This is a genomic window from Actinoplanes sp. DH11 (assembly GCF_020873875.1).
In the GTDB taxonomy this organism is placed as follows: Bacteria; Actinomycetota; Actinomycetes; order Mycobacteriales; family Micromonosporaceae; genus Actinoplanes.
In genome coordinates this window covers 21,319-44,025 of the sequence record NZ_JAHWGU010000028.1, presented here as the reverse complement: position 1 = coordinate 44,025, position 22,707 = coordinate 21,319, and the positions used below count along the sequence as shown (strand labels likewise).

The 22,707-nt window shown below is 71.7% G+C and carries 26 protein-coding genes and 1 riboswitch; of the genes, 17 read left to right on the top strand and 9 right to left on the bottom strand.

Features of this window, described 5'->3' with window-relative positions; all coding sequences use genetic code 11:
• Positions 1-397: 397 nt before the first annotated feature.
• Together LPA41_RS31955 and LPA41_RS31950 are read left to right on the top strand one after the other, a co-directional pair.
• A complete protein-coding gene (locus LPA41_RS31955) occupies positions 398-1,279 on the top strand; it encodes a MarR family winged helix-turn-helix transcriptional regulator (RefSeq protein WP_229074833.1) in 882 nt (293 codons plus the stop codon).
• 209 nt (positions 1,280-1,488) lie between these two features.
• Positions 1,489-2,439: a DUF3500 domain-containing protein gene (locus tag LPA41_RS31950; protein ID WP_229074832.1), complete on the top strand. Its 951-nt coding sequence runs from the start codon at positions 1,489-1,491 to the stop codon at positions 2,437-2,439.
• Here the strand turns inward: LPA41_RS31950 and LPA41_RS31945 are convergent.
• Positions 2,424-3,287: a 1-acyl-sn-glycerol-3-phosphate acyltransferase gene (locus LPA41_RS31945; RefSeq protein WP_229074831.1), complete on the bottom strand. Its 864-nt coding sequence runs from the start codon at positions 3,285-3,287 to the stop codon at positions 2,424-2,426. The genes LPA41_RS31950 and LPA41_RS31945 overlap by 16 nt on opposite strands.
• A gap of 106 nt (positions 3,288-3,393) precedes the next feature.
• A riboswitch (guanidine-III (ykkC-III) riboswitch) is annotated at positions 3,394-3,463 on the top strand.
• A gap of 15 nt (positions 3,464-3,478) precedes the next feature.
• Between LPA41_RS31945 and LPA41_RS31940 the strand changes: the two genes are divergently transcribed.
• Positions 3,479-3,793, top strand: a complete 315-nt coding sequence (locus LPA41_RS31940; protein WP_229074830.1) for a multidrug efflux SMR transporter — start codon at positions 3,479-3,481, stop codon at positions 3,791-3,793.
• Between the two features lie 17 nt (positions 3,794-3,810).
• Here LPA41_RS31940 and LPA41_RS31935 read toward each other — a convergent pair whose 3' ends face one another.
• The 3 genes from LPA41_RS31935 to LPA41_RS31925 form a co-directional block, all read right to left on the bottom strand.
• Positions 3,811-4,494, bottom strand: a complete 684-nt coding sequence (locus tag LPA41_RS31935) for a hypothetical protein (RefSeq protein ID WP_229074829.1) — start codon at positions 4,492-4,494, stop codon at positions 3,811-3,813.
• Positions 4,495-4,579: 85 nt separating this feature from the next.
• Positions 4,580-5,287: a VOC family protein gene (locus LPA41_RS31930; protein WP_229074828.1), complete on the bottom strand. Its 708-nt coding sequence runs from the start codon at positions 5,285-5,287 to the stop codon at positions 4,580-4,582.
• Between the two features lie 11 nt (positions 5,288-5,298).
• Positions 5,299-6,045, bottom strand: coding sequence for a metallophosphoesterase (locus tag LPA41_RS31925; protein WP_229074827.1), 747 nt, complete (start codon positions 6,043-6,045; stop codon positions 5,299-5,301).
• An 82-nt stretch (positions 6,046-6,127) separates the two neighbouring features.
• Between LPA41_RS31925 and LPA41_RS31920 the strand changes: the two genes are divergently transcribed.
• The 6 genes from LPA41_RS31920 to LPA41_RS31895 all read left to right on the top strand — a co-directional run bounded on the left by LPA41_RS31920 (position 6,128) and on the right by LPA41_RS31895 (position 12,506).
• Entirely contained in the window at positions 6,128-6,625 is a 498-nt protein-coding gene (locus tag LPA41_RS31920) for a polyketide cyclase (RefSeq protein WP_229074826.1), read from the top strand.
• 1,031 nt (positions 6,626-7,656) lie between these two features.
• Positions 7,657-8,613 carry a tyrosine-type recombinase/integrase gene (locus tag LPA41_RS31915; protein WP_229074825.1) on the top strand — a complete coding sequence of 319 codons (957 nt, stop codon included), beginning with the start codon at positions 7,657-7,659 and terminating at the stop codon, positions 8,611-8,613.
• Positions 8,614-8,736: 123 nt separating this feature from the next.
• Positions 8,737-9,504 carry an L-2-amino-thiazoline-4-carboxylic acid hydrolase gene (locus LPA41_RS31910; RefSeq protein ID WP_229074824.1) on the top strand — a complete coding sequence of 256 codons (768 nt, stop codon included), beginning with the start codon at positions 8,737-8,739 and terminating at the stop codon, positions 9,502-9,504.
• Positions 9,497-9,640, top strand: coding sequence for a hypothetical protein (locus tag LPA41_RS31905; RefSeq protein WP_229074823.1), 144 nt, complete (start codon positions 9,497-9,499; stop codon positions 9,638-9,640). Before LPA41_RS31910 ends, LPA41_RS31905 begins: the two co-directional genes overlap by 8 nt.
• Positions 9,641-9,831: 191 nt before the next feature.
• Positions 9,832-11,994 carry a hypothetical protein gene (locus tag LPA41_RS31900; RefSeq protein WP_229074822.1) on the top strand — a complete coding sequence of 721 codons (2,163 nt, stop codon included), beginning with the start codon at positions 9,832-9,834 and terminating at the stop codon, positions 11,992-11,994.
• 68 nt (positions 11,995-12,062) lie between these two features.
• The gene (locus LPA41_RS31895) at positions 12,063-12,506 is read left to right on the top strand and encodes a hypothetical protein (RefSeq protein WP_229074821.1); all 444 of its coding nucleotides are present in this window, start codon (positions 12,063-12,065) and stop codon (positions 12,504-12,506) included.
• 10 nt (positions 12,507-12,516) lie between these two features.
• Here LPA41_RS31895 and LPA41_RS31890 read toward each other — a convergent pair whose 3' ends face one another.
• From LPA41_RS31890 to LPA41_RS31880, 3 genes are all read right to left on the bottom strand, one after another.
• On the bottom strand, positions 12,517-12,900 hold the full coding sequence (locus tag LPA41_RS31890; RefSeq protein WP_229074820.1) for a MerR family transcriptional regulator: 384 nt from the start codon (positions 12,898-12,900) through the stop codon (positions 12,517-12,519).
• Between the two features lie 195 nt (positions 12,901-13,095).
• Positions 13,096-13,515 (bottom strand): organic hydroperoxide resistance protein, encoded by a 420-nt coding sequence (locus tag LPA41_RS31885; RefSeq protein WP_229074819.1) that lies wholly within the window; start codon positions 13,513-13,515, stop codon positions 13,096-13,098.
• A complete protein-coding gene (locus LPA41_RS31880) occupies positions 13,512-13,946 on the bottom strand; it encodes a MarR family winged helix-turn-helix transcriptional regulator (protein WP_229074818.1) in 435 nt (144 codons plus the stop codon). The genes LPA41_RS31885 and LPA41_RS31880 overlap by 4 nt, the downstream gene beginning before the upstream one ends.
• 66 nt (positions 13,947-14,012) lie before the next feature.
• Here LPA41_RS31880 and LPA41_RS31875 point away from each other — a divergent pair, with 66 nt between their 5' ends.
• The gene (locus tag LPA41_RS31875; protein ID WP_229074817.1) at positions 14,013-14,519 is read left to right on the top strand and encodes a GNAT family N-acetyltransferase; all 507 of its coding nucleotides are present in this window, start codon (positions 14,013-14,015) and stop codon (positions 14,517-14,519) included.
• Here LPA41_RS31875 and LPA41_RS31870 read toward each other — a convergent pair.
• Positions 14,483-15,259 (bottom strand): endonuclease/exonuclease/phosphatase family protein, encoded by a 777-nt coding sequence (locus LPA41_RS31870; protein WP_229074816.1) that lies wholly within the window; start codon positions 15,257-15,259, stop codon positions 14,483-14,485. The two genes, LPA41_RS31875 and LPA41_RS31870, sit on opposite strands and share 37 nt — an antisense overlap.
• Before the next feature lie 120 nt (positions 15,260-15,379).
• Between LPA41_RS31870 and LPA41_RS31865 the strand changes: the two genes are divergently transcribed.
• The 6 genes from LPA41_RS31865 (at position 15,380) to LPA41_RS31840 (ending at position 21,234) form a co-directional block, all read left to right on the top strand.
• Positions 15,380-16,144, top strand: a complete 765-nt coding sequence (locus LPA41_RS31865) for a TSUP family transporter (protein ID WP_229074815.1) — start codon at positions 15,380-15,382, stop codon at positions 16,142-16,144.
• On the top strand, positions 16,141-16,617 hold the full coding sequence (locus LPA41_RS31860; RefSeq protein ID WP_229074814.1) for a heme-degrading domain-containing protein: 477 nt from the start codon (positions 16,141-16,143) through the stop codon (positions 16,615-16,617). Before LPA41_RS31865 ends, LPA41_RS31860 begins: the two co-directional genes overlap by 4 nt.
• 59 nt (positions 16,618-16,676) lie before the next feature.
• Positions 16,677-17,738 carry a reductase gene (locus LPA41_RS31855; RefSeq protein WP_229074813.1) on the top strand — a complete coding sequence of 354 codons (1,062 nt, stop codon included), beginning with the start codon at positions 16,677-16,679 and terminating at the stop codon, positions 17,736-17,738.
• 518 nt (positions 17,739-18,256) lie between these two features.
• Entirely contained in the window at positions 18,257-18,859 is a 603-nt protein-coding gene (locus LPA41_RS31850) for an ABATE domain-containing protein (RefSeq protein WP_229074809.1), read from the top strand.
• 629 nt (positions 18,860-19,488) lie between these two features.
• Entirely contained in the window at positions 19,489-19,971 is a 483-nt protein-coding gene (locus tag LPA41_RS31845; RefSeq protein ID WP_229074807.1) for a hypothetical protein, read from the top strand.
• Positions 19,972-20,049: 78 nt separating this feature from the next.
• The gene (locus tag LPA41_RS31840; protein WP_229074805.1) at positions 20,050-21,234 is read left to right on the top strand and encodes an MFS transporter; all 1,185 of its coding nucleotides are present in this window, start codon (positions 20,050-20,052) and stop codon (positions 21,232-21,234) included.
• Between the two features lie 125 nt (positions 21,235-21,359).
• On the opposite strand, the gene LPA41_RS31835 is transcribed toward LPA41_RS31840, so the two are convergent.
• Complete coding sequence (locus LPA41_RS31835) at positions 21,360-21,884, bottom strand: hypothetical protein (RefSeq protein WP_229074803.1); 525 nt, start codon at positions 21,882-21,884, stop codon at positions 21,360-21,362.
• 122 nt (positions 21,885-22,006) lie between these two features.
• On the opposite strand from LPA41_RS31835, the gene LPA41_RS31830 reads away from it, so the two are divergent.
• Positions 22,007-22,681 (top strand): TetR/AcrR family transcriptional regulator, encoded by a 675-nt coding sequence (locus LPA41_RS31830; RefSeq protein ID WP_229074801.1) that lies wholly within the window; start codon positions 22,007-22,009, stop codon positions 22,679-22,681.
• The last annotated feature ends 26 nt before the right edge of the window (positions 22,682-22,707 follow it).

Sequence of the window (22,707 nt, the reverse complement as noted above, 5' to 3'; positions counted from 1 at the left end):
GCGCGTCCGGCGCGCCATCGAGACCGGCAGGGCTACGGAAAGTGTTGCGCGGGCGGGGTCGGCTGGGGAACGAAACAGGTAACGGGCAGGTCGGGCCTCGGCACGGTCGCCGATGCGGCGGCACCGATCGGCGTGTGGGTGGGGCAGTCAGTCGGCACCGAGTCGCAGGTGGTGGCGACGCCGGCCGGCGGGCGGTGGGGTGGGGCAGTCAGTCGGCACCGAGTCGCAGGTGGCGGTGGCACCGGTAAGCGGGCTGTGGGGCAGGTCAGGTCAGGTGGCACGGTCGCAGGTGGCGGTGGCGCCGGTGGGCGGGCGGGTGAGGGCTCGGCACCTGCCGCACGCGACATGGAGGGGATTTCTCTGACCAGGGTCAGAGGACGGGGTTAGCATCATCGGCATGGAGGCCGACCAGATCGAGCGGTTCCGGGACTTCAACCGCTACTACACGCGCCGCCTGGACCTGCTTTCCGAGAACTACCTGGGGCAGGACCGGCCGCTGGGCCAGGCCCGGCTGCTGTTCGAGATCGGGGACGGCTGCGATCTGCGGGAGCTGCGGGCCCGGCTGGGTCTGGACTCCGGCTATCTGAGCCGGCTGCTGCGCGCGCTGGAGGAGCAGGGCCTGGTCGAGGTGGAGCCGCACCCCTCTGACGGCCGGGTGCGGGTGGCGCGGCTGACCACGACGGGACGGCGCGAACGCGACGACCTCGACGACCGGTCGCGGGAGCGGATCGCCGGGCTGCTCGGCGGGCTCAGCGACGAGCAGCGTGCCGAACTCATCGCCGCGCAGGCGCGGGTCCAGCGGTTGTTGCGGCTGGCAGCGGTACGCGTGACGGCCGTCCCGCCGGCCACGGAGACGGCCCGGGAGTGCCTGCGACGTTACGCGGCGGAGCTGAACGAGCGGTTCCCCGAAGGCTACGACGCCGCGAGCCTGACCCCGGCCGCCGCGGTGACCGGCGAGCAGTTGCTGGCCGGCGAGGAGGGCCGTCCGGTGGGCTGCGGCCTCTGGACCCGTCTGGGCCCCGGCGTCGCCGAGATCCGGCACCTGTGGGTGGCGCCGGAGGCCCGCGGCCTGGGCCTGGGGCGGCTGCTGCTCGAGCGGCTGGAGCAGGGCGCGGCACGCGACGGTGCCGGCACGGTCCGGCTCGGCACGCACACCGCGCTGACGGAGGCGATCGCCCTGTACCGGCGCGGCGGTTACCACGAGATCGCCGACTACAGCGACTCGCCGTACAACCAGCTCGCCTTCGAGAAGCGTGTGCGGCCGGCCGGCACGGCCTGACGCGCGGCATCGGCGTTGCCCATCGGTGGGGACGGCCGAGCCACCGGACTCTCGCCCGGCGACCCGCGCGCCCGGGCGACGGCGGCCGTCGCCGGTGCGGGAGGAGGCGGCGATCCGCTGGCGGGACATGCCGTGGATGCTGGCACGGGGGTACGACCATCTGCCGTACCGTCATGGGGCTTTGATCCCTAGATATCCCGGAGGTCCGGATGCGCAGAGGCGTCGGACTGGTTCTCGTGGCCGCCCTGGCCGCCGTCGGCTCCTGCGACACCACCGAGGAGCCCGCGCGCGAGCCCCTGCCGCGCGCCGCCGCCAGTTCGGTGGCCGCCCGCGCCGCCGTGGCCCTGGACGACGCCGGCCACGGCCCGGGCGGGGCGAACAGTGCCGAGGTCGCCACCGCGGCGGCCGCGTTCCTGGCCACCCTCGACACCGGGCGGCGTGAGCGCGCCCACCGGGCCCTCGGCGACCACCGGGGCCGGCAGACGTGGTCGGATCATGCGGCGTCGGCGGTGCCGCGGCCGGGGATCGCCCTGGCCGAGCTGAGCCCGGTGCAACACGCGGCCGCCCTCAAGGTCCTGGAGGCGGCGCTCAGCGACAGCGGCTACGCCGAGGTCACGAGGCGGATGCCGGGGGACGCGCACCTCGCCGTCTACGGCACGCCGGCGGCGAGCACACCGTTCGTGGTGCAGCTCGGCGGTGAACACCTGGCGCGCAACCTCACCTACCGCGGCGACCAGGTCAGCATGACACCGAGCCTGACCGGCGCCGACCCCGCCAACAGCGCCACCACCCGGGCCGTGCTGGCGGCCCTCACCGAGCAGGAACGCGTCGCGGCCCGGCTGAGCACCGGCGTCTCCGACGACCTCGTGATGGGCCCCGGTCACGATGCCGGCGACTTCCCCGACCCGGAAGGGCTGCTCGTCTCCGAACTCGCCGACAAGGTCCGCCGGCAGGTGACCGCTCTGCTCGCGGCGCACACCGGTGACCTGGCCGCACCCGCCGGTGACCGGCTGCTCGCCGCCTACCGCGCCGAGTTTCCGCGGACCCGGCTGTCGTGGACCGACTCCTACCTGCGGGTCGACGGCCCCGCCGGGTGGATCGAAGTGCTCGGCGACGTGGCGGTGTTCCGCGACAAGACCAACGACTACGGCAGCAGCTGACGCGGCCGCACCCGCGACATGTCCCGCGGCCGGCTGGAATCGACCACTTTCGGCATCCGCATCTCGTCTGCGCGCAGCGGTGCCAGCGCATCATCGATCCCGGACATGATCAGTCGGGTGGCCCGCATCGCCCGCGCCCCCGCGGTGCCCGATACCGCGGCGGCGCCCGGCTCCGCCGGAGCGTCCGACGTAGCCGGATTGCCCGACGCAGCCGGAGCGTCCGACGCAGCCGGGGTTCCCGATGCCGCGCCCAGATCGACCGGCTCCCCGAATCGCACCTGCACCACCGGGCGCCGCAGCAGCGCCATGAGCAGGGCGCGGCCCAGCCGTTTCGGCGCCTCGTACGGGATCACCGCGTGCGTGCCCCACTGCGCGACCGGCAGCACCGGCGCCCCCGACAGCGCCGCCATCCGCGCCACCCCGGTCTTGCCGCGCTCCGGCCACATCCACGGGTCCAGACCGATCCGGCCCTCCGGATAGACCAGCACCGCCGAGCCCTCGGCCAGCGCCGCCGCCGCGCCGGTCAACGCGTCCGCGGCCCGCGCGGTGTTGCGGTCGACCCGGATGTGCCCGCACCGGCGCATCACCGCACCCACCACCGGCACCCGGAACACCCCGCCGGTCGCCATGATCCGCGGCGTCAGGCCGGCCCGGCGGCAGGCCACGATCAGCACGGCCGGGTCGAACGGGCTGACATGGTTGGCGGCCAGGATCACCGGACCGGCCCGCATCGCCTCGGGCACCTCGCCGCTGACCCGCAGCCGGCACAGCGGCGCCACCAGCCAGGGGGAGAGGGCGGTCAGGAAACGCCAGATCAGCGGCGCCCGCCAGGTAGTCGTCGCATCCATAGGGCGGCCATGATGGCACGCCGCCGCCAGCCACCCGGAACGCCGGGGGGGTGGTGAGATCAGCCACCACCGCTGCCGGCCACGCCGCCGATGGGTACGCTCGAAACCGATGCCGCCACCCGCGGACATCCCGGACGAGTTGCGTGTCGTACCCGGCCTGACAAGACGACCGCCGACGAGGTGAGTCCGTCATGGCATGGTTGGTCCTGATCGTCTCCGGCGTGCTCGAAACTGTCTGGGCGATCGCCCTGGAACGCAGCGCCGGCTTCTCCAAGCTTGTCCCCAGCGTCGTCTTCGGCGTCGCCGTCGTGCTCAGCATGCTGGGCCTCGGTTACGCCCTGCGCACCATCCCGGTCGGCACCGGTTACGCCGTGTGGGTCGGCATCGGCGCCGTCGGCACCGCCCTGGTAGGCATGGTCGCGCTGGGGGAGCCGGCCAACCTCCCGCGCGTGCTCTGCCTGCTGCTCGTGATCGCCGGGGTGGCCGGGCTCAAGTACTTCCACTGACGAGCCCGGCCGCGACCTCAGGTCAGCTCGGCCAGTCTCGCCTCCACCTCGGCCAACTCGGCCCGCAACCGCTCCGCCTGGGCCTGCGCCTCCGCCCGCTCCGCGGTCATGATCTGCTCGACGGCGTCCTGCACCCCCGGCACGTCGACCAGCGAGACGATCTTCAAGGCCTCGGCCGGGCGAATCACGTAGGGCCGGGCCAAGGACTTCGCGCCCTGCTGCGCGGCCACGGTCCACTCGCCGTCGCCATAGGCCAGGGTCACCGTCAGCGACGGCCCCGGCTTGGCCTTCGCGGGTTTCGTCACCTTGCGCGGTGCCGGAGCCGTCACGTCAGTCCCCTCCGCCGCCGGCCTCGCGGGGGCCGGCGACTCCTTGCGCTGCGGCGGCAGCGGTTTGTCGATCATGAATTCGGGGCCGGTCAGCTCCGGCTCCGCCGGTGGCGCCACAGCCGGCACGGCCTTCTTGGCCGCCACCGCACCGCGCGGGGCGATCTGCAGGTCACCGGGGGAGAAGGGCAGCTCGTCACGCCCGAACCGCACCACCACGAACTCGTCCGACTCGGACCGATCCGTCAGGCCCACCACCTGACCTATCTGCCCGGCGATCTGCCCGGCCGACTCGGTGAACTGCACTTTCGGCTTGCGCCCTGCCGCCAGAGCCGTCTCGATGCCCTGTATGTCCTCCGCGCTCAGCGCCGCCATCCCCAACCACCTTCGTACGCCTGTATGAGAGCGCCCTCTTTCTACCAGCACCCACCGACAGAAACCCGCCACCACACCGAAGTGATCATTTAAACGGGGACCGGGCCGTCACGCAGTACTCCCGGCCCACCGGATCCCGCAACGTCGTCCAATCCCGCGGCACCCGCCGCACCACCGACGCCCCCAGCGCCACATGCCTCGCGACCTCGGCATCCACCTCGTCACACGCCAGATCCACATGCACCCCCGGCGGCCCCTCACCGGTGCGCTGCACCAGCAACCGCACCGGCATCCGCGCCGGCGGCTCCAAGAACGTGAACTCCGGCAGATCCGAGGCCCGCCGCTCCCACCGGGTCACCTCCGACCAGAACACCAACTCCCGCGCGTAGAAAGGCGCCGGAACATTCAGGCACAACTGGTCCACGATGCTGCTCTGCGGACCGTCCCACCGCACCGGCAACGGCAATTCCCGCTCGTACTCCCACGGCACCAGACAGAACGCGATACCGGCCGGGGAACGCAACACCACCAGACCCGGCTCCTCGAACGTCACCACCGCACCCAGCGCCACCACCGCACCCACCGCCGCACCCGGATCGTCCACGTGCAGATCCAGATGCGCCCGCGCCGGGGAATCACCCACCACCTGCGCCCGCAGATAGGCGTCACCCTTCTCCGGAAGCAGCGTCACGCACGGCCCCCGCCGCGGCGACAACACCGAACCCGTCACCGCCAGCCAGAACGCCTCCGCCACCGCCGCACCCGGCGCCGGCGTATCCAGAAAACCCGTCACCCACCGCACGATCACGCCGGCACCCGCCCGTGCCGCAACGCGAAAGCCACATCCGCACGGCCGAATCCCCGCGCCCGCACGGCCGCCGCCTCCCAGTCGTACGCCACCTGCCGGAACTCCACCCGCCACACCCCCGAGACGTCGTCCACCACCGCGTACCGCGCATGCGGCGAACCCGCTTCCATCCGATGCGGGAACGGCGTGTCATCGGCATACGCCGGCCAGCCCACACTTCCCGGATTCACCACCAGCGCACCATTGCCCAGCCGCCGCGAACCCGCCACATGCGTGTGCCCGCACAACAGCAGCGAATACCCGGAAACGTCACCCAGCCGCTGCGCCACCTCACCGCCGGTCGCCTCCCGCGCCCCACCCACCGGATCCACCGAATGCAACAGATACTGCAGATCATCGCCCGGCGTACCGTGAAAAGCCAGAATCCCCGGCCCCGGCTCCACCGTCATCGGCAATGACGCCAGCCAATCCCGATGCGCCACCGTGAGCTGTTCGTCGGCGACCCGATCCGCCAGCCCCATCACCTCCGGCGCGAACGTCAGCAACTGCCGCTCGTGATTACCGGCCACCGTCACCATATCCGCCGCCATGAGCCGATCCGCCGCCTCCGCCGGGCATACGAAACCCGACAGCAGATCACCCAGATTCACCGTCAGATCGACACCCTCCGCATCGATCGACGCCAGCACCGCATCCAGCGCCAGCACATTCCCATGGACATCGGAGACCACCGCGATACGCATCCCGCCATTTTTCGGTACGCGGCCGGCCCGCAGAAAGAGCCACCGCCCGCCCCTTGGCAGGTTTTCTGACAGGGTGGGGGACATGCTCGGCGATCGATGGGGAGTCACCGACCAGGAAACGACACGGCACTACCCGTGCGACGACCACGTCACCGCACCCACCCTGCAGGCCTGGCGAGGCGTCCACGTCCGCGCACCCCACACCACGCTCTGGCCGTGGGTCACCCAAATCCGGCTCGCGCCCTACTCCTACGACTGGCTCGACAACCTCGGCCGCACCTCACCCCGGCACCTCACCGGCCTGCCCGAACCACGCCCCGGCGAACCCTTCACCGCCACCGGCGGCCACCCCCAGGGCCGGATACTCTCCGTCACACCGGGGGAGCAGTTCACCGGCACCATCATGGGCGCCGTCCTGTCCTACGTCCTGGTGCCCCAACCCGACGACACGACTCGCCTGCTGCTCAAAGTCGTCATGCGCACACACCCGATCATCGCCCTGGCCGGCTCCGTCGGCGACCTGATCATGGCCCGCAAACAGCTGCGCACCCTCAAACACCTCGCCGAACACTCTTCATAACCACAGAGCGTGATGGAGCTGGGCGCGCCAGTGGCGAAGCGGGGGAGCGGAATACGGGGCACGCAGGGATCCGCCAGCCCCCGTCATTGCCACGGGCGCGCCGCCCGGGTGGTGTGGTGTCTCCTGGCTTGGGCTCTCTCGCGCGGTCCCAACCGCGATCCGCCGTGCGGACGGCACCAGCACGTCTGACGCCCGGCGTGGCCGAGGGCCATCGCCGTGAGCCGTTCGGTGGGTAGATAGTCCGGTCAGTCCGCCGGAGTCGTGCATCGTTCCTGGCGTAACCAATCGAGGATCGCTGTGCGCGCAGCCGGGGCAGCGTCGTCGACCGTGTGCTGCGCGGGCGGCATGCGCGAGGCGGTACGCGATGATCGGAGTCGACCGCGGTGCGAGTGGCTGCCCACCTGCCTATATTTTTCTGGTCGATAATCTACATTATGTCAACTCGGCTCAGTGAGGGGCCTTCTGAGAGGGGTTCGCCCCGGGCGTTTTCGCGGGTTACAGCTGCGCGAACACTCCTCCGCGCCGCCGGCATGAACCGGGGTCCGACTGTGGGCCTGGAGCAGAGCATCATGGCAAGAACGAGTCGACGCGAGTGCCGGTTCGATGCCGACAGGCGGCGCTGGCTCAGCACGGGTCTCTGGCTCAGCACGGGTCTGAGGAAGATCGCCGGGTGCAGGACTGGAATGGCGTAGCCGCCGCGAGGGCGACCCGACCGCGGCCGGGCAGCTCCGGATGGGGTTTGCGGAATCACCCTCTTGCGCCGGGCGGTGGCAGCTTCGCGCTGCGCCTCACCATGGCGGGCCCGCCGCGCTGTTCCGCCGGCTTGCGGCGGGCGGCCCTCTCCCCGCCCGGCCGGATGGGTGAGCACACGCGCATGAGCGCTGACCGCAGCACTGCAAGATCTTCTAACTCGGTGTAGCCGCGTGCGTGTGTGCGACCGGCGCGCTGCGGCCGATGACGGGTCGGCGGATCCATCTGATCGTGCGATGGATAACCGGCCCAGCTGCGCAAACGGCTATAAGTGATGCATAATGGTGCTTATGCATCACACTGGGATTACGGCGCATGTGGACGAGTTCTTGGCGGCTCGGGCTGTTCGGAAACCGTCGGTGCACACGCTTTCCGCGTACCGCCGGGATCTGGCTCTGATCCTGCAACTCGCCGATCCCGCGCCGCTCACCGTGAGTGACCTCTCCCCTCGCGTGCTGCGGTCCGCGTTCGCCCGGTTCGCGGCGGACCGCGCCCCCGCTTCCGTCTCCCGGGCCTGGTCGTCGTGGAATGCGTTCTTCACCTTCCTGGTGACCGAGGGCGTGGTGGCCGGCAATCCGATGTCGGCGGTGGACAAGCCGCGGCAGGTGGCCCTCTCCCCCAAGCCGCTCAAGGGTGAGGACACGCCGGAGCTGTTGTTACGCACGGTGAACACGGCTGATGAGCGGCAGCGGGATCCGTGGCCGGAGCGGGATGTGCTGGTGCTGGCGCTGGCGTTGTGTGCGGGTCTGCGGTTGTCGGAGATGCTGGCGTTGCGGGTGGGTTCGGTGGGTGGCCGGGACGGTGAGCGCCGCATCGAGGTGTCGGGTAAGGGTGGGCGGCCTCGGGTGGTGCCGATCGATTCCGGTCTGGATGCTGCGGTGGGGCGTTATCTGGATTCGCGGCGGGTGCGGTTCGGGCGGGTGGGTCAGACCGCTCCCCTGCTGGTGGATCGGCAGGGTGTGGCGTTGCAGCGGGGTGGGCTGCAATATCTGGTGCGGGCCTGTTATCGCCGGGCCGGGATCGGTGACCGGGTGCCGCGGGGGGCGCAGTTGCACGCGTTGCGGCACACGTTCGCGACGCGGCTGGCGGAGGACGGGGCGAACGCGTCGGAGATCATGCGGTTGATGGGGCATGCGTCGCTGGCGACGTCGCAGAGCTATATCGAGGTGACGGCGGATCAGCAGCGGGCGGCGGTGCGGGCCAACCGGACGAATCGGGTGTTGCGCGAGCTGGCGTGAGCCGGTGGGCCTTGACGCGGTGGCGATGATGGGAGGAAAGCAGCGCCGGTCGGTGGTGGAGCGCGCTGGTCACCCGGGCCACACGGGGTAACCGAGCGTGGCCCTGACCGGAGAGGCACCACCATGAAGGATCAGTACGACCCTGTCGACTGGACGCCGATCATCGAGCGGGCGTTCTTCGTGCGCCTGCGGGAGTTGCTCGGCTCCGAGGCCATCCAAGAGCGGCCCTCCGACCCCGCCGGGGAGCGCCCCGCCGACCCCGCCGGGGAGGGGCCGGACAGCACCGCCGCGGAGCGGCCCGTCGAGGATCTGGTGCGGGACCGGCTCGCCGAGCTGGAGGTGCGATGGCGGCCACTTGTCGCGAACCCGATGGATGCGGCGAATCTGCGGTTCACGGCGTTGGCGGTCGCGGTGTACGACGTTCTCGCGCCGGTGTCCGGTGCGGCCGGGGCGGCGGCGGTCGCGGAGGACTGTCTCAACGCCCCGTTGCGGGCGGACATTCTCGCCGGTACGCGGGAGGTGCTGGATCGTGCCGGTGATGCGTTCGCGGCGCTGGTCGCGGTGAGCAAGGAGCGGGAGCGGTCGTACTTTGGTCCGTCGTTCCGGTTCGAGCGGCCGGTGGACGATCATGATTCGTACGTCTTGGATGTGCGTCGCTGCCTGTTCCATGAGGCGCTGGTGGCGGCGGGGCGCGAGGAGTTGCAGCCGGTCCTGTGCCGGTTCGATCTGAACTGGGCGGATGCGATCGAGCCGGCGCGCCATGATCTGCGGTTCGTGCGTCCGGTGACGTTTGCCAGTGGTTCGACGTGCCGGATGTTGTTCACTCGTGTGGAACGGGTGCCGGGTCCTCGCGCGGGCGGCGCCGGGCTGCGAGAATCCGCGCATGGATGACGACCGTTCGATGAGTCGTCGGGCCTTGTTCCTCGGGGCTGCGGCGGCGGGGCTGCTGACGTTGACGGGTTGCCCGGGTGGGGGCGACGGGGATGACGATGATGATGACGGCGACGACGGTGGTGACGACGACTGAGCTGAGGGCGGTCGGACCGCTGATGTAGGACGACGCCGGGGGCCGGCGTGGCACACACCCTGCCGCGCCGGCCCCTGTGCTGTGTGCCGGCCGGGGGGCAACCGACCTGAACGGCCCATTGATTCAATAGAGGCGCGTCGATAACCTTCCCCGCGGCTGTCAATCGGCAGTTGTCAATACGGGGAGGCTTCATGCGCGCTGCCCGAAGAGTGGGGATCATCGGGTCCGCCGCTCTGCTGACCACCGGTTTCCTGTTCGCGTCGCCGGCCTACGCCGACGACGTGGACTGGGAGTCCGCGGTCACGAAGATTCCGGCCACGAAGTACCAGCAGGACGCGCCCACTTACATCCGCGAGGCCGCGGAGCGGGTGCGTCCGCTGCTGAGCGCCAAGACGATCCAGACCACGCTTCAGCCGGTCCTCAGCGACCTGGACACCCGGTACTTCGACGGTGCCCGGCTGAAGAGCACGGCGGACACCAAGGTGGTGTTCGGGCACTTCGAGCCGTACCTGGAGTTGCTGGAGGACGAGGCCGAGGACCGCAAGCCGTTCGCGGACGCGCTCGTCGGGACGCTGACCGGGATCCGGTTGCTGGCGGACGCGTCGATCCAGGACGCCGAGGCGATCGTCAACCCGTGGAAGATCATCGTCCCGGCACCGGCCGCGCCGGCGGGGCTGGCCACGGCGCAGGACGACGTCAAGCGGGCGAAGAGCGCGCTCCGGGACGCCGACGAGCAGCTGCGCGAGGCCGACCCGGAGGACGCCACCGAGGCGAACCTGGCGGCGTGGAAGCACGGGTTCGCGGTTCTGGGCCGGTTCGGCATCACCTACGAGGGCGACAAGGACGCGGACGGGGTCGTCGACGTCACCGAGCTGCGGTTCGGGTCGAGCCCGCTGATCGCCGACTCCGACGGTGACCAGCTCACCGATCTGACGGAGATCGAGCAGCTGGCCACGTTCACCCGGCCCAACGACCCGGACTCCGACGACGACGGCACGAACGACGGCGCGCAGGACACCGACGGCGACGGCCTGAGCAATCTGCGCGAGCAGGAGCTGGGTACGCGGCTGACCGACCCGGACACCGACGGCGACGGCCTGGCCGACGGCGCGGAGATCGCCCAGGGCCGTGACCCGCTGGTGGCGGACAACCCTCCCCCGCCGGTCAGTGAGCCGACGGCGCCGGTGCCGACCGCGCCCACCGACACCGACACCGACGGCGACGGGTTGCTGGACACCACGGAGGTCGACGACACCGAGACGGATCCGGCCAACCCAGACTCCGACGGTGACGGCCTCGGTGACCTGACGGAGATCAGTGAGCACTACACGGATCCGCTGGCGGCGGACACCGACAGTGATGCGATCGCCGACGCGTACGAGATCGCGCACGCCGAGGACCAGGGCCTGGACCCGCGGGTGGCGGACGAGCGGATCAGCAAGTGGACGTACGTCACCGACTTCGTGGTGGGTCTGATCGCCGGTGACTTCAAGCCGAAGGACTCGATGGCGTGGCTGTCGGGTTACCTGTGTTCGGGCGGGCTGAGCCTGATCCCGGTGGTGGGCTGGGTGCTGGGTGGGCTCGCGGACCTGCGGGACACGATCGCGGGCCTGATCAACCAGGACTGGGTGGGTGCCGGCCTCAGTGTGCTGGGCATCGTGCCCTACGTCGGTGACGCGGTGGCGATCCCGGGCAAGGCCGCGAAGTTCGTGGCCCGGTTCGTGCATCGGCTCGACAAGGTGGTCCTGTTCGTCGCGAAGTACAACAAGATCTCCGACGCCGTGAAGATCAATGCGATCAAGGCGATCTTCGTGGGACGGTACGGCCGGTTCACCGACGCCGGGTTCCAGGACGCGATCGTGCTGCGCATGGCGGCGTCGAAGAACAACAGCCTGAACCGGCTGGCCGACGCGCTGACCTCGGCGGCCCCGCCCCCGCCGGCCGCGGTGCCGTGGATCCGTGGCTGGAAGAAGGGCGAGCAGTACCTGGTCGAGGAGATCCTCAAGGGCAAGACCGGCAAGATCGGCAACCGGGGCAGTTTCAAGACCGGCGACATCCCGTACCCGAACGCCGCCCGGGAACCCGACTTCCTGGAGGACGGGCCGCCGCTGAAGTTGCACGAGGTGAAGACCGGCACCCCGCACCCGGGCAAGAAGGACGCCCCGCCGAAGTACCTCAAGCAGTGCCAGCAGGATCGGTGGGCGCTGGACAACCAGAAGGTCGGCGAGGTGCTGTGGCACTTCCTGCCCAACGCCGACGGCACCCTGGACATCCCGCAGGACCTGCTCGACTGCCTGCGCAACAACCGCATCCCGTACAACATCTATCCGTCGGACGGCAGTTTCTACGGCTGACCCGTCCTGGTTCCGGGGCCCGGTGGCGACACCGGGCCCCGGCCCGCATCGTGAGAGACAGTGGAAGCATGAGCTGGTTGCGACGCTCCTCCCCCGCCCGCCGCCCCGCGCACGCCGTCGACGGTGTCGAACCGCACCACGACAGCGACGGGGTGGACCATTACACCGGTGATGCGCTGGCCGGGCAGCCCGCGGTCGAGCAGGCCGTCGCGCGGCTGCCGCAGGACCCGGCGCTGGAGTACCTGCTGTACTCGATGGGCCTGTCCACCGCCGACGGCGTCGGGTGGACGCTGAGCTTCGGCGACGAGAGCCTGATCCTTTTCGGCCTGTCGCATCCGGGCGGCTCCGACGTGTTCGAGCACACCCTGGCCGCCGCGCCCTTCACCACGTCGGTGGAGCGCGCCGACCGCGACATCTTCGTGTTCACCACGCCCGGTCCGCTCACCGCCGACACGGTGCTGGCGCACTGCCTCGACGTGTGCGGGGAGGTCTATCGAGGGCTGGCGGCCTGACCGCATCAGCTCACGGCGAGCGAGTTCCGATCACGGCGAGCGAGTTCCGATGCTGCCGGTTGGTCGCGATGAGGCCGTCGAGGGCGTCACGGGTGACGGTGAGAGCGGCGATGTGCTCGGTCAGCCTGTCCCGTTCGCGCATCATCCGCTCCAGCGCGCCGTCGGAGTTCGCCGCGCTGGGCGCGTCCACGCAGGGCAGAACCTCAAGGATGGTACGGCTGGACAGGCCTGCGGCGTACAGCGACTGGATGAGGGTCACCCGCTCCGCCTCGTACTCGGTGTAGTGTCGCTGGCCCCGGGGGCTCCGGACGCTGGTCAGCAGGCCCTGTTCCTCGTAGTAGCGCAGTGACCGCACACTCACCCCGGTGCGCGCCGCGAGCTCGCCGATCCGCATGGGCCAACCTTTCCGGCGCGCACGGCTTCGGTGACCTGGCCCGCAACGCTCGCATCTGACGTCAGTGGCAGGTTCCAGCGTAGCGGCACGCCCGTCCGGTGTGCGCCGCCACGCGACGGCGGGGGCGCTCTTCGGTGGCCCCGGGGCACGATTGCCCGTACTCCCTGGGGTGAAGCGCGCCCCCGCCGGGGCGTGTCAGGCGACGGTGAGCTGGACCTCGACGTTGCCGCGGGTGGCGTTGGAGTAGGGGCACATCTGGTGGGCGGCGTCGAGCACGGACTTGGCGGTGGCCTCGTCCAGGCCGGGCAGTTCGGCCTCGATGGTGACGCTGAGGCCGAAGCCGCCGGCGGGGAGCGGGCCGATGCCGACGTCGACGGTGATCGCGGTGTCGACGAGGGTGACCTTCTGCATGCTGGCGACGCGCTTGAGGGCGCTGTGGAAGCAGGCGGCGTAGCCGGCGGCGAACAGCTGCTCGGGGTTGGTCAGGGCGCCGCCGGGGCCACCCATCTCCTTCGGGACGGCGAGGTCGAAGTCGAGGACGCCGTCGCTGGAACGGACGTGTCCGCTGCGTCCGTCGCCGGTCGCGGTGGCCGAAGCGGTGTAGAGGGCGCTCATGGGAGGTCCTTTCGCGGGTTACGGGCCTTGTGCAGCAGGTGGTGCAGGGTGCTGAGCTCGTCGAGGGTGAGCCCGGTGGCGCAGATGAGCCGCTGGGTGAGGTCGTCGAGCTGCTCCCGCAGGGCGGTGCCCTCGGCCGTGGGGTGCACGACCACGACGCGTTCGTCGCCCGGGTCGCGCAGCCGGTGCACGAAGCCCTGAGTTTCGAGGCGTTTGAGCAGCGGTGACAGGGTGCCGCTGTCGAGGGCGAGGGCGCGGCCGAGGTCGCGCACGGTGGTCGGGCCGTCGTGCCAGAGCACGCGCAGCACCAGGTATTGCGGGTAGGTCAGGTGGTGCGGGTCGAGCAGCGGGCGGTAGAGCGCGGTCATGCCGCGGCTGGCCGCGTAGAGCTGGAAGCAGATCATGTCGTCCAGGGCCGTGCTCGCCTTCATACCCCGGAACAGTAGTGAGCAATCCAGTTGTGCACAACTGAATCGTGGGCTGGTTAACATGCCGGCATGCGTTTCGTGAAGCTCTCCCCCACCGCCCTCAAGGCCCTCGTCGCCGGTGACCTGGACGCCGCGAGCGAGGCCGCCGGCATCCGGCTCACCCCGTACCTGGTGGACGAGCGGTGGCTGTGGGAGGTCCGGCTCGCCGACATCGACGCCGACCCCGGCGCGGCGGAGTGGATCGCCCGGGCCGCGGTCGCCGACGACGGCCAGGTCGTCGGGCACGGCGGTTTCCACGGGCCACCGGACGCCGAGGGCGTGGTCGAGGTCGCCTACTCCGTCGACCCCGCGCACCGGCGCCGCGGGCACGCCAAGGCGATGCTCGCCGCGCTGCTCGACCGCGCCGACGCCGACCCCCGGGTCACCGCCGTGCGGGCCAGCATCCGCCCCGACAACACCGGCTCACGGGCCACCATCGCCGGCTTCGGCTTCTTCAAGATCGGCGAGCAGTGGGACCCGGAGGACGGCCTGGAAGACGTCTACCTGCGCTCGAAGCGGACCACCAGGGGGCGGTGATCCGAGACCGGCGGGTGCGGGGTACGCACCTGCACCACCCGGCCCAGCTCGGCCGCGCCCCGCGGATCCACCAGCACGTGGTCCAGCTGCGTCTTCGGTGCCGGGCTCGGGAACGTCGCCGCCCGTGCCAGCGGTTTCCACCCGGTGAACGCCCGCACCGGGCCCGCCGGCATGTTCAGGTCGCCGAGCAGCACCCGCGGCGCCGGCAGGGCCCGCAGCGCGCGCACCGCCGCCCGCAGCTGCCGCACGTTCCAGCCCGGCACGAACGACAGGTGCGTGGTCGCCACCGTCAGCGGACCGGCCGGCGTCTCCACCACGGCCGCCAGCAGCACCCGCGGCTCGTCACGCAGCAGCAGCAACCCGCCGTCGGGCACGTAGACCGGGGAACGCATCGGCGCCGCCGGCAACTGGGTGATCTGCCAGCGCTGCACCGGGAACCGGCTGACCAGCGCGATCCCGTACTGCGGGTGCGCGATGTCCGCCCCGGAATGCCACGGCTCCCAGGTCTGGCCCGGCGTGCCGACCACCGCCGCGGCGAACCGGTGCGTGCCCGCCCCCAGGGCCTCGGCGGCCAGGGCGGTCAGGTCGATGTTGCCGCTGCGCGGCTGCGCCCGGTCCACTTCCTGCAGGCCCAGCACGTCGGCGTCGAGGTCGGCGATCGCGGTCCGGATCCGATCGGCGTGTACGGTGCCGTCGGACAGCGATCTGCCGTGCAGCAGGTTGAAGGTGGCCAGGCGCACAACGCCGACCCTAGCCAATGGAGTGAGTGCCGTGTTCTTCAAGGCGGTCTGTTGCGCCGCGACGATCTTCATAGCGGGCGCGATGCTCGGCCTCTGGCTGCAGAAAGTACGTGGCAAGCGTTGATCGTCACACTGCTGATCGCGGCCGCCGCGGCCGGCTGGGTCGACGCCGTCGTCGGCGGTGGCGGCCTGCTGCTGCTGCCGGCCCTGCTGCTCGCCGCGCCGCAACTGCCGCTGGCGACCGCGCTGGGAACGAACAAACTGGCCGCGATCTTCGGAACCAGTACGGCGGCGGTCACCTACGCCCGCCGCACGAAGATCGACTGGACGGTGGCGGGGCCAGCCGCCGCGCTCGCCGTGCTCTGCGCCGGCTGTGGGGCCGCCCTGGCCGGGGCGGTGCCGGCCGCCGCGTACCGGCCGGTGGTCCTGGTCGTGCTCGTCGCGGTCGCCGTGTTCGTCACGATCCGCCCGCAGATGGGGCTGATGGAACTGCCCGAACGGCGCACCCCGTGGCGCCGCGGCCTGGCCGTCGCCGTCGCCGGTGGCGTCATCGCCGCCTACGACGGACTGATCGGTCCCGGCACCGGCACCTTCCTCGTGCTGGCGTTCACCACCCTGATCGGCGCCGACTTCGTGCACGGCTCCGCGATGGCGAAGATCGTCAACACGGCGACGAACTTCGGCGCGCTGACCGTGTTCGCCTACCACGGTCACGTGGCCTGGCTGCTCGGCCTGGCCATGGCCGTCTGCAACATCGGCGGCGCGATCGTCGGCGCCCGGATGGCGTTGCGGCGCGGTTCCGGTTTCGTCCGCGTCATCCTGCTCGTCGTGGTGCTGGCCCTGATCATCAAGCTCGGCTGGGACCAGTACAGACTGTCCGCATGAGTGACGACCTCCCCGAGCTGATCGCGCGGATCGAGGACCAGGAACGCCGGCTGGTCCTGACCCGCTTCACCGAGACCGACGCGTGGGCACTGGGCTGCCTGCTGGTCGAGCTCGCCACCACCCGCGAGCTGCCCGTCGCCGTCGACATCCGCCGCGGCGAGCAGCAGCTGTTCCACGCCGCGCTGCCCGGCGCCACCGCCGACAACGACGCCTGGATCGAGCGCAAGGTGCGGGTGGTGCACCGGTTCGGCGCCTCCAGCTACCTGGTGGGCCGCCGGCTGGCGGCCAAGGGCCAGAGCCTCTCGGCGGAGCTGGGCGTGGACCCCGCGCTCTTCGCGGCGCACGGCGGAGCTTTCCCGGTACGGGTCACCGGCGCCGGCGTGGTCGCGGTCGTCACCGTCAGCGGCCTGCCGCAGGCCGAGGACCACGCCCTGGTCGTGGAGGCCCTGACCACGTTTTCCGCCGGGCGCTGAATCTGCTGCCGGCAGATCGGGCTACCGGTGTGCCGGCCCCGTCGGGCAGGCTTCGGCGCATGCGGATCCTGGTGCTCGGCGGAAGTGGTTTCGTAGGACGGGCGGTCGCCTCCGCGGCGGTCGCCCGCGGTTGTGCGGTGACGGTGCTCAACCGGGGGCGGCGCCCGGCGGTGCCCGGGGTGCGGGTGCTCGTCGGGGATCGGTCGCCCGGGGCGGACGCCGGCTCCGCGCCCAGCTCCGGTGCCGGGTCCGGGCCTTCGGACGCCGGCATCGGGAGCCGGGACGCCGGGTCCGCAGAGTACGCCGGGCTGGGCGCCCTCGGAGACGAGACGTTCGACGCGGTGATCGACACGTGGTCGGCGCAGGCGTCCGTGGTGGGTGCGGCGGCGTCGGCGCTGGCCGGGCGGGCCGGACACTACACCTACATCTCGAGCCGGTCGGTGTACCACTACGACGAGCAGGCCGGCACCCGGGTCTCGGGTGAGGACGCGCCGCTGGTGGACGCGGACGACCCCGGTTACGCCGGTGACAAGCTGCGCGGGGAGATCGCGGCCGCCCGGTTCGGCGGGCCGCTGCTGCTGGCCCGCGCCGGCCTGATCCTGGGCCCGCACGAGGACATCGGCCGGCTGCCCTGGTGGCTGCGCCGGCTCGAACGCGGCGGCCCCACCCTGGCGCCCGGCCCGCGCGACCTGCCCCTGCAGTACGTCGACGCCCGCGACCTGGCCGACTTCGTCCTCGACGCTGCGGCCGCCGGGCGCACCGACCCCTACGACGTGGTCAGCGAACCCGGGCACACCACCATGGGCGAGTTCCTGGACGTCGCCAACGAGGTCACCGGCGGGCACGCCGACCTGCGCTGGACCGACCCGCGGGCGATCCTCGACGCCGGCATCGAACCCTGGACACAGCTGCCGGTGTGGCTGCCGCCGGGCCCCCTGCACGACTTCCTGCACGGCGGCGACGTCTCCCGGGCGGTGGCGGCGGGGTTGCGCTGCCGCCCGGTCCGCGACACGGTGACCGACACCTGGGCGTGGCTGCGGTCCCTGCCGGACGGGCCGCCGCAGCGCGCGGACCGTCCCGTGGTCGGGCTGCCGCCGGAACGGGAAGCCGCCCTGCTGTAGCGCCCGGCGCTCGCCTCTGCCGCCGGAACGGGAGGCCGCCCGGCGGTCGCTTCCGCGGCCGAAGCGGGAGGCTGTCCCGCTGTAGCGCCCGGCGGTTGTGGCGTAAGCGACGACGACGCGTCCCGGGACGCCGAGGTCCACTCGCAGGCGCGACGGCCGATGCGGACCGGGAACGCGGTGACGGAAAGCCGGGCCGTCAGGAACGCGCCGCCGCGGGTTCGGCCCGGGTCGCGGACCGTCCCCGCAACCCGGGCCGCGCGCCGGGCGGGCCGAGCCGACTGCCCCGGCTCCGGCCCGCCCGGCGCGCTTTCTCACCGGCGCTCTCACCTTGGCGCCCGCCCGGCACGTGCCGAAACCTGGGAGCGCTCCCGCTCACGATAGCTCACCGCCCTGCGCGGGTCGGCCACCCGCGACTCGCGCATGCCCCGACGCTCCCCACCAGCGCTGATGCGGGCTAAAGTGTGGTAGCCGGTAGCCATCGGCCACAGCTACCCCCTAAAGCCGTTTCGGTGGGATCAATGAGCGGCTTCCCCGCGCTGTACGGCGGCAACACCTGCCTCGACTTCGCCAACACCGCCGACCGCCGCGACGGCGCACCGCAGCCGGAACACGTGCCCGGATACGGCGATCTGGTGCGCTGGGCGGCGTACGCCGGGCTGCTCGACGCACCCGCCACCCGCCACCTGCACACCCTCGCCGCGGCGCGCCCGCAGGCCGCGCAGGCGTCACACACCGCGGCGCTCACCCTGCGCGAAGCGATCTTCCGGGTCTTCGCGGGCCGGGCCGGCGGCACCCCACCGGCCCCGGCGGACCTCACCCTCATCCAGCAGGGGTACGCCGCCGCGCTCGCCACCGCCCGCCTCGAACAGCGCGGCGACACCTTCGTCTGGACGCTGCCCGCCGACCACCTGCACCGCGCGTGGTGGCCGGCCGCGGTGGCCGCCGCGAAACTGCTGACCACCGGCCCGCTCGCCCGCGTCAAGCTCTGCGCCGCCGGCTGCCGCGGCCTGTTCCTGGACACCAGCAAGAACAGCAGCCGCCGCTGGTGCAGCATGGACGCCTGCGGCACCAGCACAAAAATCCGCAACCAGAACGCCCGCCGCCGCGCCGCCCGCGCCTGACCGCGCCATCCGGCCGCTCGGCGACGCCCCGCCGGCACGCTCGCGGCTGGGCAGGGGGCCTACGTCGCCCCCAGCCCGACCTCGGCGACGGGGAGCGGTCGGCTACGTGGCGTCCGCGGGCCTACGTCGCCCCCAGCCCGACCTCGGTGACGGGAAGCGGTCGGCTGCGTGGCGTCCGCGCGGCGGTGTTGATCTGCTGGCGTAGCGAAATCGCGGTGTTGACCCCTTGATCACAGCAATTTCGTATCGCTAGCAGATCAACATCTCGGCTGGGGCCCGTCCGGGCGGCACTGGGGCAAGAACCGGCGGAGAAATCCCGCACCAACGGGTGCGGGAACCGGATCCCGCCAGAACGGCGATGGATCATGCCGCTAACGGCGACGGGTCATGCCGGTGCGGCGACAAGTCATGGCAGTACGGCGATGGTGAGCACGCCGGCTGCTGACCCTCCCCCGGGAATCCGCCCCGCCATGAGATGACCCTTCTCGTCGTCGCGTGACCGCACACGAGAGGCCCGGAACCGTACGCGCCGCCCATTGTCGGCGGTGGCAGCAGCCGTGGTCCGCCCGTTGCGGAAAGCGCCGTCCCGCGGCTGGGTTCCGCGAGCGCGTCAACATAGCGTTGACGACGTGGCAGACGAACTGGTCCGGCTTGCGGAGATCCGTGCGGCTCGTGCACTGCTGGACGAGCAGGAACTGGACCTCATCGACCGTGCGCGCCACGCGGGCGCCACGTGGGCCCGGATCGCCGCCGCCGTGGGATTGGGCAGCCGGCAGGCCGCCGAGCAGCGCCGGCAACGCCTCGCGGCCGCCGCGCAGGCCCGGTGCCGCGACGTCGACCTGGAGCAGGGGCCCGGCGTCGCCGCCGCGCGGACCGCAATGACTGGTCTGCACAACTGGATGACTCTGGATCGGCACTGGGACTCCCGCTTCACCCGGGCGGCGCTGGTGCGCGCCACCGTGGCCGTCGCGCTGCGGGCCGCACCCGGCGCCCTGTACGCACTGGGTCGGCACGTGCTCGCCGACCTGACCGCGGTGGCCCCGCGTCATCTGCCCGCGCCGGTCCGACAGGAGGCGGCAGCCCTGCGAGCGGCGTTGTCAACGCGAGATTGACATCTATCCCCGGGGCTTGCTGCAGACGCCGGGCACCTCTGAAGATATGAGCCGGAACGGCTCAACTCTGGAGGGTTCGTGCGCGGTAATGCGGCGCTGTTCGTCCTGATCTCGCTGCTGTCGGGTTGGGGAAGCACCACCATGTCCCTGGTCGCCGGCATCTGGATCCTCGACCTCACCGCGTCCGCCGGCCTGGCCGCCCTCGCCGGTCTCTGCGTCTACGCCCCGCAACTGGCCGGACCGTGGCTCGGCGCCGTGCTCGACCGGCTGCCACAGCGCGCCACCATGATCGCGGTCAATCTGGGGCTCGCCGCGGTGCTGCTGAGCCTGTTCACCGTGCGGACCGCCGAGCACACCTGGCTGATCTTCGTGGTCGCGTTCACGTACGGGGTCAGCTACGTGATCATCGACGCCGGGGAGACCGCTCTGCTGCCGCGGGCCCTGGCGCCGGCGCGGCTCGCGGACGTCAACGGCTGGCGGACCAGCGCCCAGGAAGGTGTCAAACTGGTGGCACCGCTGGCCGGCGCCGGCCTCTACGCGTGGCACGGCGGCCCCGTCGTCGCCGCGGTCAGTGCCCTGATGCCGGTCCTGGTCGCCGGCCTGTACGCGGCCCTGCGACTGAACCCGCCCGGCTCCCCGACGCACCGGCCGGACGGCTGTCGTACCGGCCCGGGCATCCGGCGCACCCCGTACGCCATCCGTCTCACCGTGGGCCTCGCCGCGACCGCGATCGCCATGTCCGGGTTCACCACCGCGGCCCTCTACGCGGTCGTGACGACCGACCTGGGGCTGCCGGCGACCGTTCTCGGTGTGCTGCTCAGCGTCCAGGGTGCCGGTTCCGTCCTCGGTGGTCTGGTGGCCGGGCGCCTCATCGCCGCGCGCGGGGCGGTCACGATCGGCGTGGCCGGCACGGTTCTGTTCGCCGCCGGCTGCCTGCTGCGCTGCTTGCCCTGGCCGCCGGCGGTGTTCGCCGCTTCAGCGCTCATCGGTGTCGGACTGCCCTGGACCGTCGTGGCCGCGGTCACCGCCGTGCAGACACACGCACCGGCGGCCTCCCTCGGCCGGGTCGCCGCGACAGCCAACACCGTCATGTTCGCCCCGATCGCTGTGGCCATTCCACTCGGAGCCGCCGCCGTGCAGCTCGGCGGCCGCGCCCCCTTGGTCGTCGCCGCGATCGTCTGCCTGGCGGCCGCCACAGCCGTGTGCCGGGTGCCCGCTCAGCGCCGTGCCGCCGGCAGGCTCGTGGCCCCGGGGTCCCGGTGACCGTGCGGAAGGAGTCGCGGTACCGCGCCCGGCCGCTACGAATGAGAAATGCCCATCCTGCAGCGCCGCGGCATCCCGGCCGGCTCTTCCCGCCCGACCGCTCGACGGGTGCCGGAGGTTGAACGTCACGCGGGGACGAGGGAGACGGCGATCAGGGCGACAGCGGAGCCGGCGAAGACCACGGTGTTGCGCAGGTATGTCTGGGCGCGGACCCAGTGCGGGAAGGCGTCCTCGGCGGCGTGCAGGAAGGGCGCGACCTCGATGCGGGCCAGCTCCGGGTCGCCGTTGCGGCGGAAGGCCGCCTCCACGGACGTCACCGCCGTGAGGTTGCTGTGGACGATCGCCACGTTCATCAGCAGGACCAGCGAGGAGAAGATCCAGGTCAGTAGCTGGGCCAGGTCGGCGCCGGCGAAGTTCAGGGCCGCGGTGAGGGTCATCACCGCGGCGACGGCCAGCGGCGCCGCGGTCTCGTGGCCGCCGGCGTCGAACCGGAGTTTGTTCTCCTCCAGCACCTCGGGGCGGACGTTCTGGCGGCGGAGCTCGGCCACCGCGGCGGCCTTCGCGGCCGGGCCGAAGCGATGGCGGACGACCGGGATGCTGACGAAGGCGGCGGCGACGAGCAACTGCATGACGGCGGTGATGGTGTGCATCGGGAACCCCTCGACTTGTACTTAGTTCAAGTAAGTTGGCGAGGGGGACCGTAACCCCCGACTTGAACAATGTGCAAGGCCCTTCTTGAACAATGTGCAAGCGGCTGCGTAGCGTACGGGGCATGCCGCGCGACACCCTGACCCGAGAACAGATCGTCCGTACCGCCGTCGAACTCCTGGACGCCGAGGGCCTCGAAGGCCTGAACATGCGCGCCCTGGGCCAACGACTCGGCTCCGCGGCCACAGCCGTGTACTGGCACGTCCAGAACAAGGACAACCTCGTCCTGCTCGCCACCGACCACGTGTGGGGCGAACTCGCCCTGCCGGACCTGGAGGCGGTCGGCTGGCGCACCGCGGCCACCGCCATGGCCACCGACCTGTACGCGATGTTCATCCGGCATCCGTGGCTGGTGCAGGCCCTCGCCGCACATGTCCTCTACGGCGAGGGCAAGGCCCGCCACGACGACCACAGCTTCGCCGTCTACGAGGCCGCCGGCTTCACCGGCGCCCGGGCCGACCAGGCCGCCGCCGCCGTGTTCACCTACGTTCTGGGCAACGCGGCCGGCGCCGCCGCGACCGCCTCACTTACCCGCAGACTGACCCGGGACGGCGCCATTGCCGAAGAACACTTCCAGGCCGCCATGGCCGAGGCCCAGCAGATCGCCATGGGCTACCCGCACCTGCGTGCCCGCCTGGAAACCCCGGCCGCGACCGAGTACACCGCCGCTGCCGACAAGGCCTTCGAGTTCGGCCTGCATGCCCTTCTCGACGGCCTCGAACAGCAGATCGCCGCATAGCCCCGGGACCCCCACACGGAGCGTCG

What these genes read in the sequence shown, in the direction of transcription:
- LPA41_RS31895 (WP_229074821.1), top strand. Translation starts at nt 12,063, where the DNA reads ATGAGCTGGTTGCGACGCTCCTCCCCCGCCCGCCGCCCCGCGCACGCC.
- LPA41_RS31890 (WP_229074820.1), bottom strand. Translation starts at nt 12,900, where the DNA reads ATGCGGATCGGCGAGCTCGCGGCGCGCACCGGGGTGAGTGTGCGGTCA.
- LPA41_RS31900 (WP_229074822.1), top strand. Translation starts at nt 9,832, where the DNA reads ATGCGCGCTGCCCGAAGAGTGGGGATCATCGGGTCCGCCGCTCTGCTG.
- LPA41_RS31830 (WP_229074801.1), top strand. Translation starts at nt 22,007, where the DNA reads ATGCCGCGCGACACCCTGACCCGAGAACAGATCGTCCGTACCGCCGTC.
- LPA41_RS31860 (WP_229074814.1), top strand. Translation starts at nt 16,141, where the DNA reads ATGAGTGACGACCTCCCCGAGCTGATCGCGCGGATCGAGGACCAGGAA.
- LPA41_RS31935 (WP_229074829.1), bottom strand. Translation starts at nt 4,494, where the DNA reads ATGGCGGCGCTGAGCGCGGAGGACATACAGGGCATCGAGACGGCTCTG.
- LPA41_RS31905 (WP_229074823.1), top strand. Translation starts at nt 9,497, where the DNA reads ATGGATGACGACCGTTCGATGAGTCGTCGGGCCTTGTTCCTCGGGGCT.
- LPA41_RS31855 (WP_229074813.1), top strand. Translation starts at nt 16,677, where the DNA reads ATGCGGATCCTGGTGCTCGGCGGAAGTGGTTTCGTAGGACGGGCGGTC.
- LPA41_RS31925 (WP_229074827.1), bottom strand. Translation starts at nt 6,045, where the DNA reads ATGCGTATCGCGGTGGTCTCCGATGTCCATGGGAATGTGCTGGCGCTG.
- LPA41_RS31835 (WP_229074803.1), bottom strand. Translation starts at nt 21,884, where the DNA reads ATGCACACCATCACCGCCGTCATGCAGTTGCTCGTCGCCGCCGCCTTC.
- LPA41_RS31955 (WP_229074833.1), top strand. Translation starts at nt 398, where the DNA reads ATGGAGGCCGACCAGATCGAGCGGTTCCGGGACTTCAACCGCTACTAC.
- LPA41_RS31940 (WP_229074830.1), top strand. Translation starts at nt 3,479, where the DNA reads ATGGCATGGTTGGTCCTGATCGTCTCCGGCGTGCTCGAAACTGTCTGG.
- LPA41_RS31880 (WP_229074818.1), bottom strand. Translation starts at nt 13,946, where the DNA reads ATGAAGGCGAGCACGGCCCTGGACGACATGATCTGCTTCCAGCTCTAC.
- LPA41_RS31875 (WP_229074817.1), top strand. Translation starts at nt 14,013, where the DNA reads ATGCGTTTCGTGAAGCTCTCCCCCACCGCCCTCAAGGCCCTCGTCGCC.
- LPA41_RS31915 (WP_229074825.1), top strand. Translation starts at nt 7,657, where the DNA reads ATGGTGCTTATGCATCACACTGGGATTACGGCGCATGTGGACGAGTTC.
- LPA41_RS31945 (WP_229074831.1), bottom strand. Translation starts at nt 3,287, where the DNA reads ATGGATGCGACGACTACCTGGCGGGCGCCGCTGATCTGGCGTTTCCTG.
- LPA41_RS31920 (WP_229074826.1), top strand. Translation starts at nt 6,128, where the DNA reads ATGCTCGGCGATCGATGGGGAGTCACCGACCAGGAAACGACACGGCAC.
- LPA41_RS31910 (WP_229074824.1), top strand. Translation starts at nt 8,737, where the DNA reads ATGAAGGATCAGTACGACCCTGTCGACTGGACGCCGATCATCGAGCGG.
- LPA41_RS31850 (WP_229074809.1), top strand. Translation starts at nt 18,257, where the DNA reads ATGAGCGGCTTCCCCGCGCTGTACGGCGGCAACACCTGCCTCGACTTC.
- LPA41_RS31885 (WP_229074819.1), bottom strand. Translation starts at nt 13,515, where the DNA reads ATGAGCGCCCTCTACACCGCTTCGGCCACCGCGACCGGCGACGGACGC.
- LPA41_RS31950 (WP_229074832.1), top strand. Translation starts at nt 1,489, where the DNA reads ATGCGCAGAGGCGTCGGACTGGTTCTCGTGGCCGCCCTGGCCGCCGTC.